We start from the raw sequence: 14291 nt of genomic DNA, 5'->3' as shown, positions 1-14291 counted from the left end.
TCATTCGCTCCCGCGGCTAGCGTCGGCGAGGGCGTTGGCGCCGCCGACGATCTCGCTGATTTCCTGGGTGATCTCGGCCTGACGGGCCGAGTTGGCAAGCCGCGTGAGCGACTTGATGAGCTCGCCGGCGTTGTCCGTCGCGCTCTTCATCGCACGGCGGCGGGCGGCGTGCTCGGAAGCGGCCGACTGCAGCAGCGCGTTGTAGATCCGGCTCTCGACGTACCGCGGCAGCAGCGCGTCCAGGACGCCCTCCGCCGACGGCTCGAAGTCGTACAGCGGGAAGATCTCCGACTTGGCCGGCGTCTGGTCGCTGAGCTGGACCTCGTCCAGCTTCAGCGGCAGCAGCCGGGCCTCCACCGCGTTCTGCGTCAGCATCGACACGAACTCGGTCGAGACCAGGTGGAGCTCGTCCACGCCGCCGGTCTCGGCCGTGAAGGCCTCGATCAGATCGGCCGCCACGGTCTTCGCGTCACCGTAGGTCGGCTTGTCCGAGAATCCCGTCCACGACTCCGCGATCGTCAGACCGCGGAACGTGTAGTACGAGACGCCCTTGCGGCCGATGATGTACGTCACCACGTCCTTGCCCTCGGACCGCAGGCGCTCGGAGAGCACCAGCGCGGCCTTGATGGCGTTGGTCGAGTAACCGCCCGCCAGGCCGCGGTCCGCCGTGATCAGCAGGACGGCGGCGCGCGAGGCGCTCGGGTTCTCGGTGGTGAGCGGGTGCTTGGCGTTGGACCGGGTGGCCACCGCCGTCACCGCCCGGGTGAGCTCATCGGCGTACGGAGTGGAGGCGGCCACCGCGCGCTGCGCCTTGACGATGCGCGACGCGGAGATCATCTCCATCGCCTTGGTGATCTTCTTCGTCGCGGTGACAGAGCGGATCCGGCGCTTGTAGACCCGAAGCTGTGCTCCCATGGGTCGTTACGTCCTTTCCCTCGCTACCGGACTCAGGCCTGCTCGGAGAGCAGCTTGCCGTCGGCGGTCTGGTAACCCTGCTTGAAGGCCTCGATCGCGGTGGTCAGCGCGTCGACGGTGCCGTCGGCGAGCAGACCGGTCTCGACGATGCCGGCGAGCAGGTCCTTGTGCTGCAGACGCACGTGGTCCAGGAACTCGCGCTCGAAGCGGCGGATCTCGGCGACCGGGACGTCGTCCATCTTGCCGGTGGTACCGGCCCAGATGGAGACGACCTGCTCCTCGACCGGGAACGGCTGGTACTGACCCTGCTTCAGCAGCTCGACCATGCGCGCACCGCGCTCCAGCTGGGCCTTGGAGGCCGCGTCCAGGTCGGAACCGAAGGCGGCGAAGGCCTCCAGCTCGCGGTACTGGGCGAGGTCCAGACGCAGACGGCCGGCGACCGAGCGCATGGCCTTGATCTGGGCGGAGCCACCGACGCGGGAGACCGAGATACCGACGTTCACGGCCGGGCGGATGCCGGCGTTGAACAGGTCGGACTCCAGGAAGCACTGGCCGTCGGTGATGGAGATGACGTTGGTCGGGATGTACGCCGAGACGTCGTTGGCCTTGGTCTCGATGATCGGCAGACCGGTCATCGAGCCGCCGCCCAGGGCGTCGTTCAGCTTGGCGCAGCGCTCCAGCAGACGGGAGTGCAGGTAGAAGACGTCACCCGGGTAGGCCTCGCGGCCCGGCGGGCGGCGCAGCAGCAGGGAGACGGAGCGGTAGGCCTCGGCCTGCTTCGACAGGTCGTCGAAGATGATCAGGACGTGCTTGCCGTCGTACATCCACTCCTGGCCGATGGCCGAACCGGTGTACGGGGCGAGGTACTTGAAGCCGGCCGGGTCGGAGGCGGGAGCAGCCACGATGGTGGTGTACTCCAGCGCGCCGGCCTCCTCCAGGGCGCCGCGGACGGACGCGATGGTGGAGCCCTTCTGGCCCACGGCGACGTAGATGCAGCGGACCTGCTTCTCCGGGTCGCCCGAGCGCCAGTTGTCGCGCTGGTTGATGATCGTGTCGACGGCCACCGCGGTCTTGCCGGTCTGGCGGTCGCCGATGATCAGCTGACGCTGGCCGCGGCCGATCGGGGTCATCGCGTCGATGGCCTTGATACCGGTCTGCAGCGGCTGCTTGACCGACTTGCGGGCCATGACGCCGGGGGCCTGCAGCTCAAGGGCGCGACGGCCGGTGGAGGCGATGTCGCCCAGGCCGTCGATCGGGTTGCCCAGCGGGTCCACGACGCGGCCGAGGTAGCCGTCGCCGACCGGAACCGAGAGGACCTCGCCGGTGCGGCGCACCGTCTGGCCCTCTTCGATGCCGCCGAACTCACCCAGGACGACGACACCGATCTCACGGGTGTCGAGGTTCAGCGCGAGGCCGAGCGTGCCGTCCTCGAACTTCAGCAGCTCGTTCGCCATGACCGAGGGCAGACCCTCGACATGCGCGATGCCGTCCGCCGCGTCAGTGACCGTGCCGACCTCTTCCACAGAGGCGGCGTCCGGCTGGTACGACTGGACAAAGTCGGCCAGCGCGTCCCGGATCTCCTCCGGACGGATCGTAAGCTCCGCCATCAGGCTTCCCTGCTCTCCTAGTTTGCGATCCTCGGCCCGCCATTGAGGGCCGCAAGTACTCGACTCTCGGCCGGGTCGTATGAACCGGCCGTACGATTTGCCGGCTCCTTGGGGAACCGGTTTCCCGACCGAGGGTCGGATGTGCTGCTTGGGTGCTCAGCCTTCGAGCGACTGGCGAGCGCCTTCGAGGCGGCTCGACACGGTGCCATCGATGATCTCGTCGCCGATCTGCACCCGGACACCACCGACGACCTCGGGGTCGATGTCGATGTTCAGGTGGACCTGGCGGCCGTACATCCGGCCCAGAGCACCGGACAGGCGCTCCTTCTGGGTGTCCGACAGCGGCACCGCACTGGTGACCAGGGCCACCACGCGGCCGCGGCGCGCGGCGGCGAGCTTCGAGTAGGACTCCAGGCCCTGCTCCAGGCTACGGCCACGCGGCGCGTTGACGAGAGCGGTGACCAGCCGGACGGTGCCGGCGTTGGCGCGGCCGCCGAGCAGCTTCTTGATCAGCTCGGCCTTGGCGACGGCCCCGGCCTTCGGCTCGGTCAGCGCGGCGCGCAGCTCGTGCGAGCCGCTCACCACCCGGCCGAAGCGGAACAGCTCGTCCTCGACGTCGTCCAGGACGCCGGCCTTGTCCGCGGCGATGATCTCGGCGTACGCGGCGAGCTCCTCGGTCGCGTCCACCAGGTCACGCGAACCCGACCAGCGGGAGCGGACCAGGCCGGAGACCAGGTCCACGGCCTCGCCGGAGACCTGACCGGTCAGCAGCGCGGTGACCAGCTGGGCCTTGTCCTGACCCGACCGGGACGGGTCGGTCAGGACGCGGCGCAGCGAAACCTCGCGGTCCAGCACGGCCGTGACGGCGGTGAGCTCCTCGGCGAGCTTGGCCGCGTCCACCGAGGTGGAGTCGGTCAGGCTCTCCAGGTTCTGCCGACCGGCGGCAAGAGCCTCGCGGCTGGCGCCGATCACTTGGCCGCACCCTGAGCAACGGCGGCCTTGGCCTCCAGCTCGTCCAGGAAGCGGTCGATCACGCCGCTCTGCCGGGCGTGGTCCTCCAGGGACTCACCCACGATGCGGGTGGCCAGCTGGGTGGCCAGCGAACCCACGTCCTGGCGCAGGGCGGCAGTCGCCTGCTTCTTGTCAGCCTCGATCTGGGCGTGACCGGCCGCGACGATGGCCTCGCGCTGACGCTGGCCCTCCTCGCGCATCTCGGCGAGCTGGGCAGCGCCCTGCTCGCGAGCCTGCTCAACAATGCGGGCGGCCTCGTGGCGCGCCTCGGCGAGCTCGGCGCGGTACTGCTCAAGCACGGCCTGGGCCTCGGCCTGAGCCGCCTCGGCGCGCTCCATGCCGCCCTCGATGGCGTCCCGGCGCTCCGACAGCACCTTCTCGATGCTGGGGAGGAGCTTCTTGCCGAGCAGACCGAAGACGATGAAGAAGCAGAGCAGGCCGATGATGACCTCGGGCCAAGCGGGGAGAAGAGGGTTCATCTTCTCCTCTTCCGCGAGGAAGACCACGGGGTTCATATCTGAACCTTTCGTCTGGGGGACTACCGGTGTGCCGGAATTACTTGCCGGTGCCGAACACGAACGGCATGACGATGCCGATGAGCGCGAGCGCCTCGGTCAGCGCGAAGCCGATGAACATGTTCGAGCGGATCAGGCCGGCGGCCTCGGGCTGACGGGCCATGGCCTGAACGCCGTTGCCGAAGATCAGACCGACGCCGATGCCGGGGCCGATGGCGGCGAGGCCGTAACCGACGGAAGCGATGGAACCGACGACGCCCTCAGCGAGGTTGCTCATTGCAATTGTCCTTTGCAGGGTGGTGAACCGGTGGTGATTGGCCACCGGGATTCCAGATGGTGGTTCATGGGAGGCCAGGGCCTCAGGCTCAGTGAGCCTCTTCCAGGGCACCGGCGATGTAGCTGCTGGCCAGCATCACGAAGATGTAGGCCTGCAGGAACTGGACCAGCAGCTCGAAGGCGGTCAGCGCGACGGCCACGATGAAGGAGGCCGAGCCGTACAGCGCGCCCAGGGTCGGGCTGAGCAGGTACCAGGAGGCGATGGAGAACATCACGATCAGCAGGTGGCCGGCGAACATGTTCGCGAAGGCTCGGACCGCGAGCGTGAAGGGGCGCACGAAGATGTTCGAGAAGAACTCGATCGGCACCAGGATGAACATGACCCAGCCGGGGATGCCCGACGGCCAGCAGAGGTTCTTCAGACCGCCGACGAAGCCGTGCTTCTTGAAGGTCAGCGTCATGTAGGTGACCCACACGACCGCCGCGAGGCCGGCCGGGAACGCGATCGCCGCCGTCACGGGGAACTGTGCGAACGGGATGATCGACATGATGTTCAGCAGCCACACGAAGAAGAACATCGAGACCAGCATCGGGACGTACTTCTCGCCCTTTTTGCCGATCGTCTCCAGCACGATGGAACGCTTGACGAAGTCGTAGCCGATCTCACCGACCAGCTGCAGCTTGCCCGGAACCAGACGCGGCTTGGCGAAGGCGGCCCAGAAGAAGACGACCACCAGCAGCGCGACGAGGATCGACAGCAGCATCGGCTTGTTGAAGTCGACGCCGCCGACCGAGAAGATCGGCTTGAACTGGAACTCGTTCAGACCCGGGGCCGGGAAGCCGCAGCCAGCGTCGCCGAAGTGGCAACTGCCTGAGGCGAGGGACGTGAGTTCAGCACTCACCGCGGACTCCTTCGTCGTGACGCATGGTTACGGCAACCTCGGTGTGTCGGCGTGGCCTGCGGCCACGGAGCGGCACTGGAACTTGATGGGTTTCTCGCCGACCCCGCGCGACGGCGCGCTGCGCGACTGCGGGATCATCGAAGACTGCGCGGGTCCGGGGGGCGATCAGTCCGCTGTCCGGACAGACCAGGCCTCTTCCCGTACTCCGTTGTTGCGACGGACGATAGCAGCCCGTCAGTGCGGCATAAACACCGCCCCCCTCGTTGGGGGGACAGTTGGGCCTCGTCACTGTTGACGCCCCGAGTCGGAGGGCTTGTCGCCCTTCTTTTCGGAGGCGTCGGTGTCGACGTAGAAGGTCTTGGCCTTGAGAGCGCCACGCACCTGGAAGCCCGTCCAGATCAGGGCGCAGCCCAGCAGGGTGAAGGCGAAAGCCTGCCGGTTGAACAGTTCGGTGTTCTTGAAGATCGCGAGCACGATGCCGACCAGCAGGATCTGCGTGGTGTACACCAGCAGCCCCGCGGCCATCATGATGTGCGGGTTCGACCTGGTCAGCCGGTCGAGCGCGACCTGGCCGAAGCTGAAGAAGGCCATTACGAGCAGCGCGCCGAAGAGGGCGCCGAGCAGCCCTTTCCCACCGGCGACAACGAACGAGATCGCCATGGCGATGATCCCGGCGACCGCAGTGGGAATCGCGGCGCCTCGGAGGATCCGGGCGTCGGTGGACGGCATGTCGGCAGCTCCGGCGGCATGTCGATGTGGCGGGGGACGGGCACAGACGGTGGTGACAGGCACAACGGTGGTGGTGGCACCGGACCGAGCGAGCCGCCGCCGGGCCGCCCGCGTGAGCGGCGGGCCCGTCGAGGGAGACCGACCGGGGACGGAAGTCCTCCACCTGTCAGGTCTTTCGGCGTGTTCTCGGTACTCGTGAACGGTATCACAAACTATTTGATGAGAGCTTTACCATGAACGTGTGGCTCCTGTCACACCGTCGGCGCAGCGAATCCACCGTACGGGTGAGGCTATTTGACGGAACGTCAACTTTCTTTCTAGCGACGGCCGGTGGCCTTGTCGTGGTCGGAGGACGCGGACGAGCCCCGGCTGGCTTCACCGAGAAGTTGCTTGTCCTTTGCCGACAGTTCGGCCATCGGAGCGGAGCCGCCCTGCCTCCGGTACCGCGGCGGGACGAAGGACTGCACCGCCCGCGGGGCGCGCGGCCGGAACCGCGGGGTGAGCAGCACCACCAGACCGACGAGGCAGAGCCCGGCGAGGGTCAGCACCACGGTGCGGCCGGTGTTGGTCACCGAGAACGCCACCGTGCCGAAGGCGATCAGCGCGGCCCAGAAGTACATGATCAGTACGGCGCGGCTGTGCGAGTGCCCGACCTGGAGCAGTCGGTGGTGCAGGTGGCGCTTGTCGGCGGCGAACGGGGACTGCCCGGCCCAGGTGCGGCGCACCACCGCGAGCAGCAGGTCGGCCAGCGGCAGCGCGATGACCGTCAGCGGCAGCAGCAGCGGGATGTAGATCGGCACCAGGGCGTGCACGGTGGCGGTCTGCGAACCGGTCTCGTTGTTGATCAGGTCCGGGTCGACCCGGCCGGTGATGGAGATCGCCGCGACGGCCAGCATCAGACCCAGCATCATCGAGCCGGAGTCGCCCATGAAGATCCGCGCGGGGTGCATGTTGTGCGCCAGGAAACCCAGGCACATGCCGATCAGCAGCACGCTGAACAGCACCGCGGGGGCCGCGTCGGTGATCGCGTAGCCGTACCAGAGCCGGTAGCTGTACAGGAAGAACGCCATCGCGGCGATGCAGACCATGCCGCCCGCCAGGCCGTCCAGACCGTCGATGAAGTTCACCGCGTTGACCATGACGACGACCAGGGTGACCGAGATGACCATGCCCTGGGTCGGGCTCACCGCGACCGCGCCGACGCCGGGCACCGGAAGGGTGATCACCGTGACGCCCTGCCAGACCATCACACCGGCGGCGATCATCTGGCCGCCGAGCTTCACTAGCGCGTCCACGCCCCACTTGTCGTCGAGCACGCCGAGCAGCCACATGATCCCGGCGCCGGACAGCAGCGCGCGGATGTCGCCGCCCTGGCTGAACACCTTGCTCAGGTTGTCCAGCTGCGAGGCGACCAGGATGCCCGCGCACAGCCCGCCGAACATGGCGATGCCGCCGAGGCGCGGGGTGGGCTCGCGGTGCACGTCGCGGGCGCGGACCGGGGGCATCGCGCCGGCCGCGATGGCGAACTTCCGGACCGGGCCGGTCAGCAGGTAGGTGACGGCGGCGGTGCAGAACAGCACCAGCAGATACTCACGCACCACTGGCCTCCTGCATCACTGTCGAACGGGGAGGTACCGAAGGTACTCCCCTGCCTTCCCGGGGTTCGAGGTGCGTCGCCACGGCACACACCTTATTGAGTCGGACGCCCGGGACGCGCATCGCGGTTCGCCCTCCCGGGTAGGAGATCCGGATACCCGTGCACGAGACCTCTCGATCGGTGCGCTCGCCGTCGCCCGCTCACGCGTCGACGGAGGCCCCGGCGAAGGACCCCGCCAGCTCGCGGACCCGCTCCGCGACCGACGCCACCGCGCTCCCGGCGAGCAGGCGCGCGATCAGCCCGGCGATCTCCGACAGCTCCGCCTCGCCCATCCCCTGGCTGGTCACCGTGCCCGTGCCCAGCCTGATCCCGGAGGCCTCGGCGGCCGGCGCCGGGTCGTACGGCAGCGCGCACTTGCCGAGCAGCAGCCCGGCCGCCGCGCAGCGCCGCTCGGCCTCCGCGCCGGTCACCCCGAGCGAGCTGACGTCGGCGGTCACCAGATGGGTGTCGGTCCCGCCCGTCAGAGGGCGCATTCCGGCCTCTGCGAGCCCCGCAGCGAGCGCCCGAGCCCCTGCCACCGCCCGCTGCGCGTAGGCCCGGTAGGCGGGCGTCCGGGCCTCCGCGAGGGCGACCGCCTTGCCGGCCACCTCGTTCATCGCCGCGCCGCCCTGGCTGAACGGGAACACCGCCCGGTCGACCCGCTCGGCCAGCTCGGCGGTGGACAGCAGCAGGCCCCCGCGCGGGCCGCGCAGCAGCTTGTGGGTGGCCGCCACCGTGACGTCGGCGTACGGCACCGGGGAGGGCGCCTCCCCGGCCGCGATGAGGCCGGTGGTCTGCGCGGCGGAGGCGATCAGATAGGCGTCCACCTCGTCGGCGATCTCCCGGAAGGCCGCCCAGTCCGGGTGCCGGGGGTAGGAGATCGAGCCCGCCACGATGGCCTTGGGGCGGTGCTGGTGGGCCAGGTCGCGCACCTGGTCGAGGTCGATCAGGCCGTCGTCCTCGCGCACGCCGTAGCCGGTGAAGGCGAACCAGCGGCCGGAGAAGTTGGCCCGCGAGCCGCAGCTGAGGTGGCCGCCGTGCTCCAGCGACATCGCCAGCACCCCGTCACCGGGCCGCAGCAGCGCCGCGTAGGCTGCCAGCATCGCCGAAGTCGCCGATCTGGGTTGGACGTTGGCGTGCGGGGCGGCGAACAGCCCACGGGCCCGGTCGATCGCCAGCAGCTCCGCGGCGTCCGCCAGCGCGCAGCCGGTGTGGTGTCGTCGGCCCGGGTAGCCCTCGGCGTACTTGTCGATCAGCGGCCCGGTCAGTGCCGCCAGGACGGCGGGGCTGGTCAGGTTCTCCCCCGCCAGCAGCTGGATCGTCTCGGCCCGCCGCTCGGCCTCGGCGGCCAGCAGGTCGGCGATCTGCGGATCCGCCCGGTGCAGCGCCTCGGACGCCCACGGGCGGACCCTCGTCGCGGTCGAGCCGGTCGCGGCATCGGTGACGGTCATGGCAAGGCTCCCGGCGCTGCGGATGGGGCGCCCCCGGCCGGCGGCTGGGGGGGTCTACCCAGCGTAGGACCGTCTCGGCCGCCCGGCTCGGCGGCGCAGGGCCGTTCGGAGCCCCCGGTTGGGCGGCGCAGGGCCGTTCGGAGCCCCCGGCTCGACTCAGCGCGGCGCGGGCATACCGGTGAGCGCGGTGACCACCGGGTCGACCGCGTGGAATATCTCCTCGCCGCAGTTGCGGAACATGCCGATCGGCGCCCCGTACGGGTCCTCCAGCTCGTCCGACTCCGGGGTGGCGGCCAGCAGCCAGCCGCGCAACGAGGCGGCCGCCCGGACCAGCGCGCGGGCCCGCTCGGTGACGTCGGCGCCGCGGCGGGGGTCGGGCAGGGTGCCCGGGTCGATCGTCCGCACCAGGCGGGTGAACTCCTTCAGCGTGAAGGTGCGCAGCCCCGCCTCGTGGCCCATCGAGATCACCTGGGCGCGGTGGTCCAGGGTCGCGGTGAGCACCAGGTCGGCCTCGACCACGTGTTCGTCGAGCAGCTCACGGCCGGTGAAGCCGCCGCTGTCGGCGCCGTACTCGTCGAGCACGGTCGCGGCGTGGTCCTCCATCGGCGCGCCGACGTGACCCCAGGTGCCGGCGCTCTCGACCAGCATCCGGCCGGCCACCCGGGGGCTGAGCCGGGTGTCCAGCTCACGCCGGGTGAGCCGCTCGGCTATCGGCGAGCGGCAGATGTTCCCGGTACAGACGAACAGGATCCGGAAGTGGTCCAGCGGCCTGGGGCCCACGGCCAGGTACGGCGCCATGCCGGGCCGGTCATGGAGCGAGGCGGTGGGTGTCAACTTCCGGCCTCCAGGTCGGGGACGACCTCCCTCAGCTGCTCGATGCTGATCGCGCCGGCCCGCAGCAGGATCGGGACCTTGCCGGTCACGTCGACGATGGACGAGGCGGTGGCGTGGTCGGCCTGCCCGCCGTCCAGGTAGACCGAGATCGCGTCGCCGAGCTGGGCCTGCGCCTCGTCGCAGGTCGCCGGGGACGGCCCGCCGGTCTTGTTGGCGCTGGAGACCGCCAGCGGGCCGGTGGTGTTCAGCAGCTCGATGGCGACCGGGTGCAGCGGCATCCGGACCGCGACGGTGCCGCGGGTCTCGCCGAGGTCCCAGCGCAGCGAGGGCTGGTGCCGGGCGACCAGGGTGAGCCCGCCGGGCCAGAAGGCGTCGACCAGCTCCCAGGCCTGCTCGGAGAAGTCGGTGACCAGGCCGTGCAGGGTGGTCGGCGAGCCGACCAGGACGGGCGAGGGCATGTTGCGGCCCCGGCCCTTGGCGGCCAGCAGCTCGCCGACGGCCTCCGGGGAGAAGGCGTCCGCGCCGACCCCGTACAGGGTGTCGGTGGGCAGCACGACGAGTTCGCCGCGGCGGATGGCCGAGGCGGCCTCACGCAGGCCGGTGGCACGGTCCCCGGCGTCGGCACAGTCGTAGCGGCGGCTCATCGGTGCGGTCCCCTTCTGGAATGGCTCATGACGGTCACAACGGGCTTCACAGCACGGCTTTACGCGCCGTCGTGAAGCGCGGCCGGTTGTTCAGGTCACGGTGGTCGGCGGTGTCCGTCCAGCCGCGTTCCTCGTTGAAGATCCACGGCACCTGGCCGCCCTGCTGGTCGGCGTGCTCGATCACCACCGCGCCGCCCGGGCGCAGCAGTCGCGCGGCCACCCGCTCGATGCCGCGGATGGTGTCCAGGCCGTCCTCACCCGAGAACAGCGACATCTGCGGGTCGTGGTCGCGGGCCTCCGGCGCGACGTACTCCCACTCGGTGAGCGGGATGTACGGCGGGTTGGAGATCACCAGGTCGAAGCGGCCGTCCCAGGAGCGGTCGTCCTCGAAGGCCTTGGTGGCGTCCCCGGCGTGCAGGGTGACCCTCGCGCGGTCCGGGCTGGCCTCGATGTTGCGCCGGGTGTACTCCAGTGCGCCCTCGTCGAGTTCGAAGGCGTGCACGGTCGAGCGCGGCAGCTCCTGGGCCAGGGCGAGCGCGATGGCGCCGGAGCCGGAGCACAGGTCGACCACCAGCGGCTCGGCGACGTCCATGTCGCGCACCGCGTCTATCGCCCACTCGACGACCGTCTCGGTCTCCGGCCGGGGCACGAACACCCCGGGGCCGACCTCCAGTTCGAGGTAGCGGAAGAACGCCCGCCCGGTGATGTGCTGGAGCGGCTCGCGCGCCTCACGGCGCGAGACCGCCTCCCAGTAGCGGGCGTCGAAGTCCGCGTCCTTCACCGTGTGCAGCTGGCTGCGCTTGACGTTGTGGACGTAGGCGGCGAGTTCCTCCGCGTCGAAGCGCGGCGACGGCACGCCGGCCGCGGCCAACCGCTGGGTGGCCTGGGCCACCTCGGCGAGCAGCAGGTTCATCCGTACGACCTCTTGTTTCTGCGCTCCGGCTTCAGGCTTGCGTCGGGCTGGGGCGCGCCGGTCTCAGTTCTCTTGGGCCGCGGCGAGCTTGGCCGCCGCGTCCTTGTCGACGCAGGACTGGATCACCGCGTTCAGGTCGCCGTCCAGGACCTGGTCCAGGTTGTACGCCTTGAACCCCGTGCGGTGGTCCGAGATGCGGTTCTCGGGGTAGTTGTACGTCCGGATCCGCTCGGAGCGGTCCACCGTACGGACCTGGCTGCGACGCGCGTCCGAGGCCTCGCGCTCGGCCTCCTCCTGCGCGGCGGCCAGCAGCCGCGAACGCAGGATGCGCATCGCCTGCTCCTTGTTCTGCAGCTGGCTCTTCTCGTTCTGGCAGGACGCCACGATACCGGTCGGCAGGTGGGTGATCCGGACCGCGGAGTCGGTGGTGTTGACCGACTGGCCGCCGGGGCCGGAGGAGCGGTAGACGTCGATCCGCAGGTCGTTGGCGAGGATCTCGACCTCGACCTCCTCCGCCTCGGGGGTGACCAGCACGCCCGCCGCGGAGGTGTGGATGCGGCCCTGGGACTCGGTGGCGGGGACGCGCTGCACGCGGTGCACGCCGCCCTCGTACTTCAGCCGGGCCCAGACGCCCTGGCCGGGCTCGGTGTTGCCCTTGGTCTTGACCGCGACCGAGACGTCCTTGTAGCCGCCGAGGTCCGACTCGTTGGAGTCGATGATCTCGGTCTTCCAGCCGATCCGCTCCGCGTAGCGCAGGTACATCCGGAGCAGGTCACCGGCGAACAGCGCGGACTCCTCGCCGCCCTCGCCCGCCTTGATCTCCAGGATGACGTCCTTGTCGTCGCTCGGGTCGCGCGGCACCAGCAGGACCCGCAGCTCCTCGGTCAGCTCGTCGCGGCGCTGCTCGGAGTCCTTCACCTCGGAGATGAACTCCGGGTCCTCGGCGGCGAGTTCGCGCGCGGCCTCGATGTCCTCGCCGGTCTGCCGCCACTGCCGGTAGACCCGGGTGATCGGGGTCAGCTCGGCGTACCGCTTGGCCAGCTTGCGGGCGTTCGCCTGGTCGGCGTGGACGGACGGCTCTGCCAGCCTCTTTTCGAGGTCGGCGTGCTCGACGAGGAGCTCTTCGACTGCCTCGAACATGGGGTGGCCTTCTTCCCGGGGCTAGGAACGTGTGAGGAGGTGGATGCGGGGCGTTCGGAACGCGCGGGGGGACGCGAACGGCGCCGGTCCCCAGCGCCCCCGGAACGAGTACGGGGGCACCGGGAACCGGCGCCGAGGGAGCGCTAGGCCTTCGCGCTGTGCTGCTTGCCGAAGCGGGCCTCGAAGCGGGCCACGCGGCCACCGGTGTCGAGGATCTTCTGCTTGCCGGTGTAGAACGGGTGGCACTGCGAGCAGACCTCGGCGCGGATCTCGCCGCTGGTCTCGGTCGAGCGGGTGGTGAACTCGGCGCCGCAGGTGCAGGTCACACGGGTGACCACGTACTCCGGGTGAACGTTGGACTTCAAGGGGTTCTCCTAGGTTTCGGGAGGGCACCGGGTCGGCGGCTGGAGTGCCGCACGTGAACCGGGACCGACGTACCAGTCTGCCAGGACCGGCCGCACCTTCCAAAACCGGGGCCTGTTCCGGGATATTCCGGGCGCCGTCCGGGCCCGGTCAGCGCCCCGCCGTGGCCGTCGCGGCGGGCTTCGGGGAGGTGGCCGGGGAAGCCGCTGGGGAGGCCGTGGGGGTCGCCTGGGCGGGGTTCTGGGGCTGGGCCGAGACGACCGCCTGCGGGACGGGCCGGTCGGCCTTGAGCGCCGCCCAGAGCTGCCGGGCCTGCGGCTGCCGCTCGACCACCCGGTTGGGGTCGCCGGGGGCGGTCTCCACCGGCAGGGTGACCATGGTCAGCTGGTCCGGGCCGATCCCCTTGAGCTCCTGGACCAGCCCCACCAGGGAGTTCACCGAGCCCAGCGCGGAATCGGCCGTGATGCTCTTGGTCATGGTGTCGCCGATCGACCACAGCTTGACCGGGTTGGAGAACAGTCCGATCCCGCCGGCCTGCTGGAGCAGCGACTTGACCATCTGCTTCTGCAGTTCGATCCGGCCGAGGTCGCTGCCGTCGCCGACGCCGTGCCGGGTGCGGACGAAGGCCAGCGCCTGCTGCCCGTCGAGGTGGTGCTCGCCGGCCGGCAGGTCGAGCCCGCTGTCCTTGTCGTGGATGGCCACCGTGGTGGTCACGGTGGCCCCGCCCATCGCGTCCACGACCCTGGCGAAGCCGGCGAAGTCGACCTGCAGGTAGTGGTCCATCCGCAGCCCGGTGAGCTGCTCGGTGGTCTTGACCGCGCAGGCCGCGCCGCCGACCTCGAAGGCGCTGTTGTACATCGCGCGTTCGGCGCCCGGGACGGCCTTGCCGTTCGCGTCGGTGCAGTCCGGGCGGTCGACCAGGGTGTCGCGCGGGATGGAGACGATCGAGGCCCGCGCGTGGTCCTGGCCGATGTGCACCACCATCGCGGTGTCGGAGCGGGCGCTCTCGCCGGTGTCCCCGCCCGCCAGGTCGCCGTTCTCGCCGACCCGGGAGTCGGAGCCCAGCACCAGGATGTTGAAGGAGCCGTCGGTGGCGGCCGGGGGCCGGGCGTCACCGAGGCGGCCGTCGATGTCGACGCTCTTGATGTTGCCGTTGAGCTTCAGGTACGCGTACCCGGCCGCCCCGCCGCCGAGGACGACGAGCGCGGCGAACGCGCAGGCGGTCACCCGCAGGACCTTGCGGCGACGCCTCGGGACCCTCTTGTGCTCGGCCATACGATCCAGAGTAAAACGGACAAGATGATCGAATAGCCTCAAGTTGTCCCGACCCTGGAACAAAGCCGCCGTCCTGGTCG

General features: G+C 70.1%; 15 protein-coding genes. All 15 read right to left on the bottom strand.

The features are described from left to right. The 15 genes from ACH4E7_RS01980 to ACH4E7_RS01910 all read right to left on the bottom strand — a co-directional run bounded on the left by ACH4E7_RS01980 (position 1) and on the right by ACH4E7_RS01910 (position 14211). Positions 1–915 (bottom strand): F0F1 ATP synthase subunit gamma, encoded by a 915-nt coding sequence (locus ACH4E7_RS01980; RefSeq protein ID WP_396247038.1) that lies wholly within the window; start codon positions 913–915, stop codon positions 1–3. A 32-nt stretch (positions 916–947) separates the two neighbouring features. Next, complete coding sequence (atpA, locus tag ACH4E7_RS01975) at positions 948–2522, bottom strand: F0F1 ATP synthase subunit alpha (protein WP_355671467.1); 1575 nt, start codon at positions 2520–2522, stop codon at positions 948–950. 156 nt (positions 2523–2678) lie between these two features. Beyond that, positions 2679–3494, bottom strand: a complete 816-nt coding sequence (locus ACH4E7_RS01970) for a F0F1 ATP synthase subunit delta (RefSeq protein ID WP_396247037.1) — start codon at positions 3492–3494, stop codon at positions 2679–2681. Continuing rightward, a complete protein-coding gene (locus tag ACH4E7_RS01965; protein ID WP_396247036.1) occupies positions 3491–4048 on the bottom strand; it encodes a F0F1 ATP synthase subunit B in 558 nt (185 codons plus the stop codon). Before ACH4E7_RS01965 ends, ACH4E7_RS01970 begins: the two co-directional genes overlap by 4 nt. A gap of 40 nt (positions 4049–4088) precedes the next feature. Beyond that, positions 4089–4325: an ATP synthase F0 subunit C gene (gene atpE, locus ACH4E7_RS01960; RefSeq protein WP_396247149.1), complete on the bottom strand. Its 237-nt coding sequence runs from the start codon at positions 4323–4325 to the stop codon at positions 4089–4091. An 88-nt stretch (positions 4326–4413) separates the two neighbouring features. Then, positions 4414–5226 carry a F0F1 ATP synthase subunit A gene (gene atpB / locus ACH4E7_RS01955; RefSeq protein WP_396247035.1) on the bottom strand — a complete coding sequence of 271 codons (813 nt, stop codon included), beginning with the start codon at positions 5224–5226 and terminating at the stop codon, positions 4414–4416. Positions 5227–5511: 285 nt separating this feature from the next. Beyond that, entirely contained in the window at positions 5512–5955 is a 444-nt protein-coding gene (locus ACH4E7_RS01950; RefSeq protein ID WP_396247034.1) for a hypothetical protein, read from the bottom strand. A gap of 317 nt (positions 5956–6272) precedes the next feature. After that, entirely contained in the window at positions 6273–7553 is a 1281-nt protein-coding gene (locus tag ACH4E7_RS01945) for an MraY family glycosyltransferase (protein ID WP_396247033.1), read from the bottom strand. Positions 7554–7752: 199 nt separating this feature from the next. After that, on the bottom strand, positions 7753–9042 hold the full coding sequence (gene glyA, locus ACH4E7_RS01940; RefSeq protein ID WP_396247032.1) for a serine hydroxymethyltransferase: 1290 nt from the start codon (positions 9040–9042) through the stop codon (positions 7753–7755). A gap of 156 nt (positions 9043–9198) precedes the next feature. Beyond that, entirely contained in the window at positions 9199–9840 is a 642-nt protein-coding gene (locus ACH4E7_RS01935; RefSeq protein ID WP_396247148.1) for a protein-tyrosine-phosphatase, read from the bottom strand. A 32-nt stretch (positions 9841–9872) separates the two neighbouring features. Beyond that, positions 9873–10520 (bottom strand): L-threonylcarbamoyladenylate synthase, encoded by a 648-nt coding sequence (locus tag ACH4E7_RS01930; RefSeq protein ID WP_396247031.1) that lies wholly within the window; start codon positions 10518–10520, stop codon positions 9873–9875. A 46-nt stretch (positions 10521–10566) separates the two neighbouring features. Continuing rightward, entirely contained in the window at positions 10567–11433 is an 867-nt protein-coding gene (prmC, locus tag ACH4E7_RS01925; RefSeq protein ID WP_350511993.1) for a peptide chain release factor N(5)-glutamine methyltransferase, read from the bottom strand. 63 nt (positions 11434–11496) lie between these two features. After that, the gene (gene prfA, locus ACH4E7_RS01920) at positions 11497–12573 is read right to left on the bottom strand and encodes a peptide chain release factor 1 (protein ID WP_396247030.1); all 1077 of its coding nucleotides are present in this window, start codon (positions 12571–12573) and stop codon (positions 11497–11499) included. Positions 12574–12716: 143 nt separating this feature from the next. Then, entirely contained in the window at positions 12717–12938 is a 222-nt protein-coding gene (gene rpmE / locus ACH4E7_RS01915) for a 50S ribosomal protein L31 (RefSeq protein WP_030235761.1), read from the bottom strand. Between the two features lie 148 nt (positions 12939–13086). After that, complete coding sequence (locus ACH4E7_RS01910) at positions 13087–14211, bottom strand: LCP family protein (protein WP_396247029.1); 1125 nt, start codon at positions 14209–14211, stop codon at positions 13087–13089. Positions 14212–14291: the final 80 nt, after the last annotated feature.

The organism is Kitasatospora sp. NPDC018058, from assembly GCF_044327205.1.
In the GTDB taxonomy this organism is placed as follows: Bacteria; Actinomycetota; Actinomycetes; order Streptomycetales; family Streptomycetaceae; genus Kitasatospora.
Note: the sequence above shows the minus strand (reverse complement) of the source record. Positions and strands in the feature narration are given on the sequence as shown.

Excerpts from the sequence above, each read along its gene's own strand:
- ACH4E7_RS01980 (WP_396247038.1), bottom strand. The coding sequence starts at position 915 with ATGGGAGCACAGCTTCGGGTCTACAAGCGCCGGATCCGCTCTGTCACC.
- atpA (WP_355671467.1), bottom strand. The coding sequence starts at position 2,522 with ATGGCGGAGCTTACGATCCGTCCGGAGGAGATCCGGGACGCGCTGGCC.
- ACH4E7_RS01965 (WP_396247036.1), bottom strand. The coding sequence starts at position 4,048 with ATGAACCCCGTGGTCTTCCTCGCGGAAGAGGAGAAGATGAACCCTCTT.
- atpE (WP_396247149.1), bottom strand. The coding sequence starts at position 4,325 with ATGAGCAACCTCGCTGAGGGCGTCGTCGGTTCCATCGCTTCCGTCGGT.
- ACH4E7_RS01950 (WP_396247034.1), bottom strand. The coding sequence starts at position 5,955 with ATGCCGTCCACCGACGCCCGGATCCTCCGAGGCGCCGCGATTCCCACT.
- glyA (WP_396247032.1), bottom strand. The coding sequence starts at position 9,042 with ATGACCGTCACCGATGCCGCGACCGGCTCGACCGCGACGAGGGTCCGC.
- ACH4E7_RS01935 (WP_396247148.1), bottom strand. The coding sequence starts at position 9,840 with ATGGCGCCGTACCTGGCCGTGGGCCCCAGGCCGCTGGACCACTTCCGG.
- ACH4E7_RS01930 (WP_396247031.1), bottom strand. The coding sequence starts at position 10,520 with ATGAGCCGCCGCTACGACTGTGCCGACGCCGGGGACCGTGCCACCGGC.
- prmC (WP_350511993.1), bottom strand. The coding sequence starts at position 11,433 with ATGAACCTGCTGCTCGCCGAGGTGGCCCAGGCCACCCAGCGGTTGGCC.
- prfA (WP_396247030.1), bottom strand. The coding sequence starts at position 12,573 with ATGTTCGAGGCAGTCGAAGAGCTCCTCGTCGAGCACGCCGACCTCGAA.
- ACH4E7_RS01910 (WP_396247029.1), bottom strand. The coding sequence starts at position 14,211 with ATGGCCGAGCACAAGAGGGTCCCGAGGCGTCGCCGCAAGGTCCTGCGG.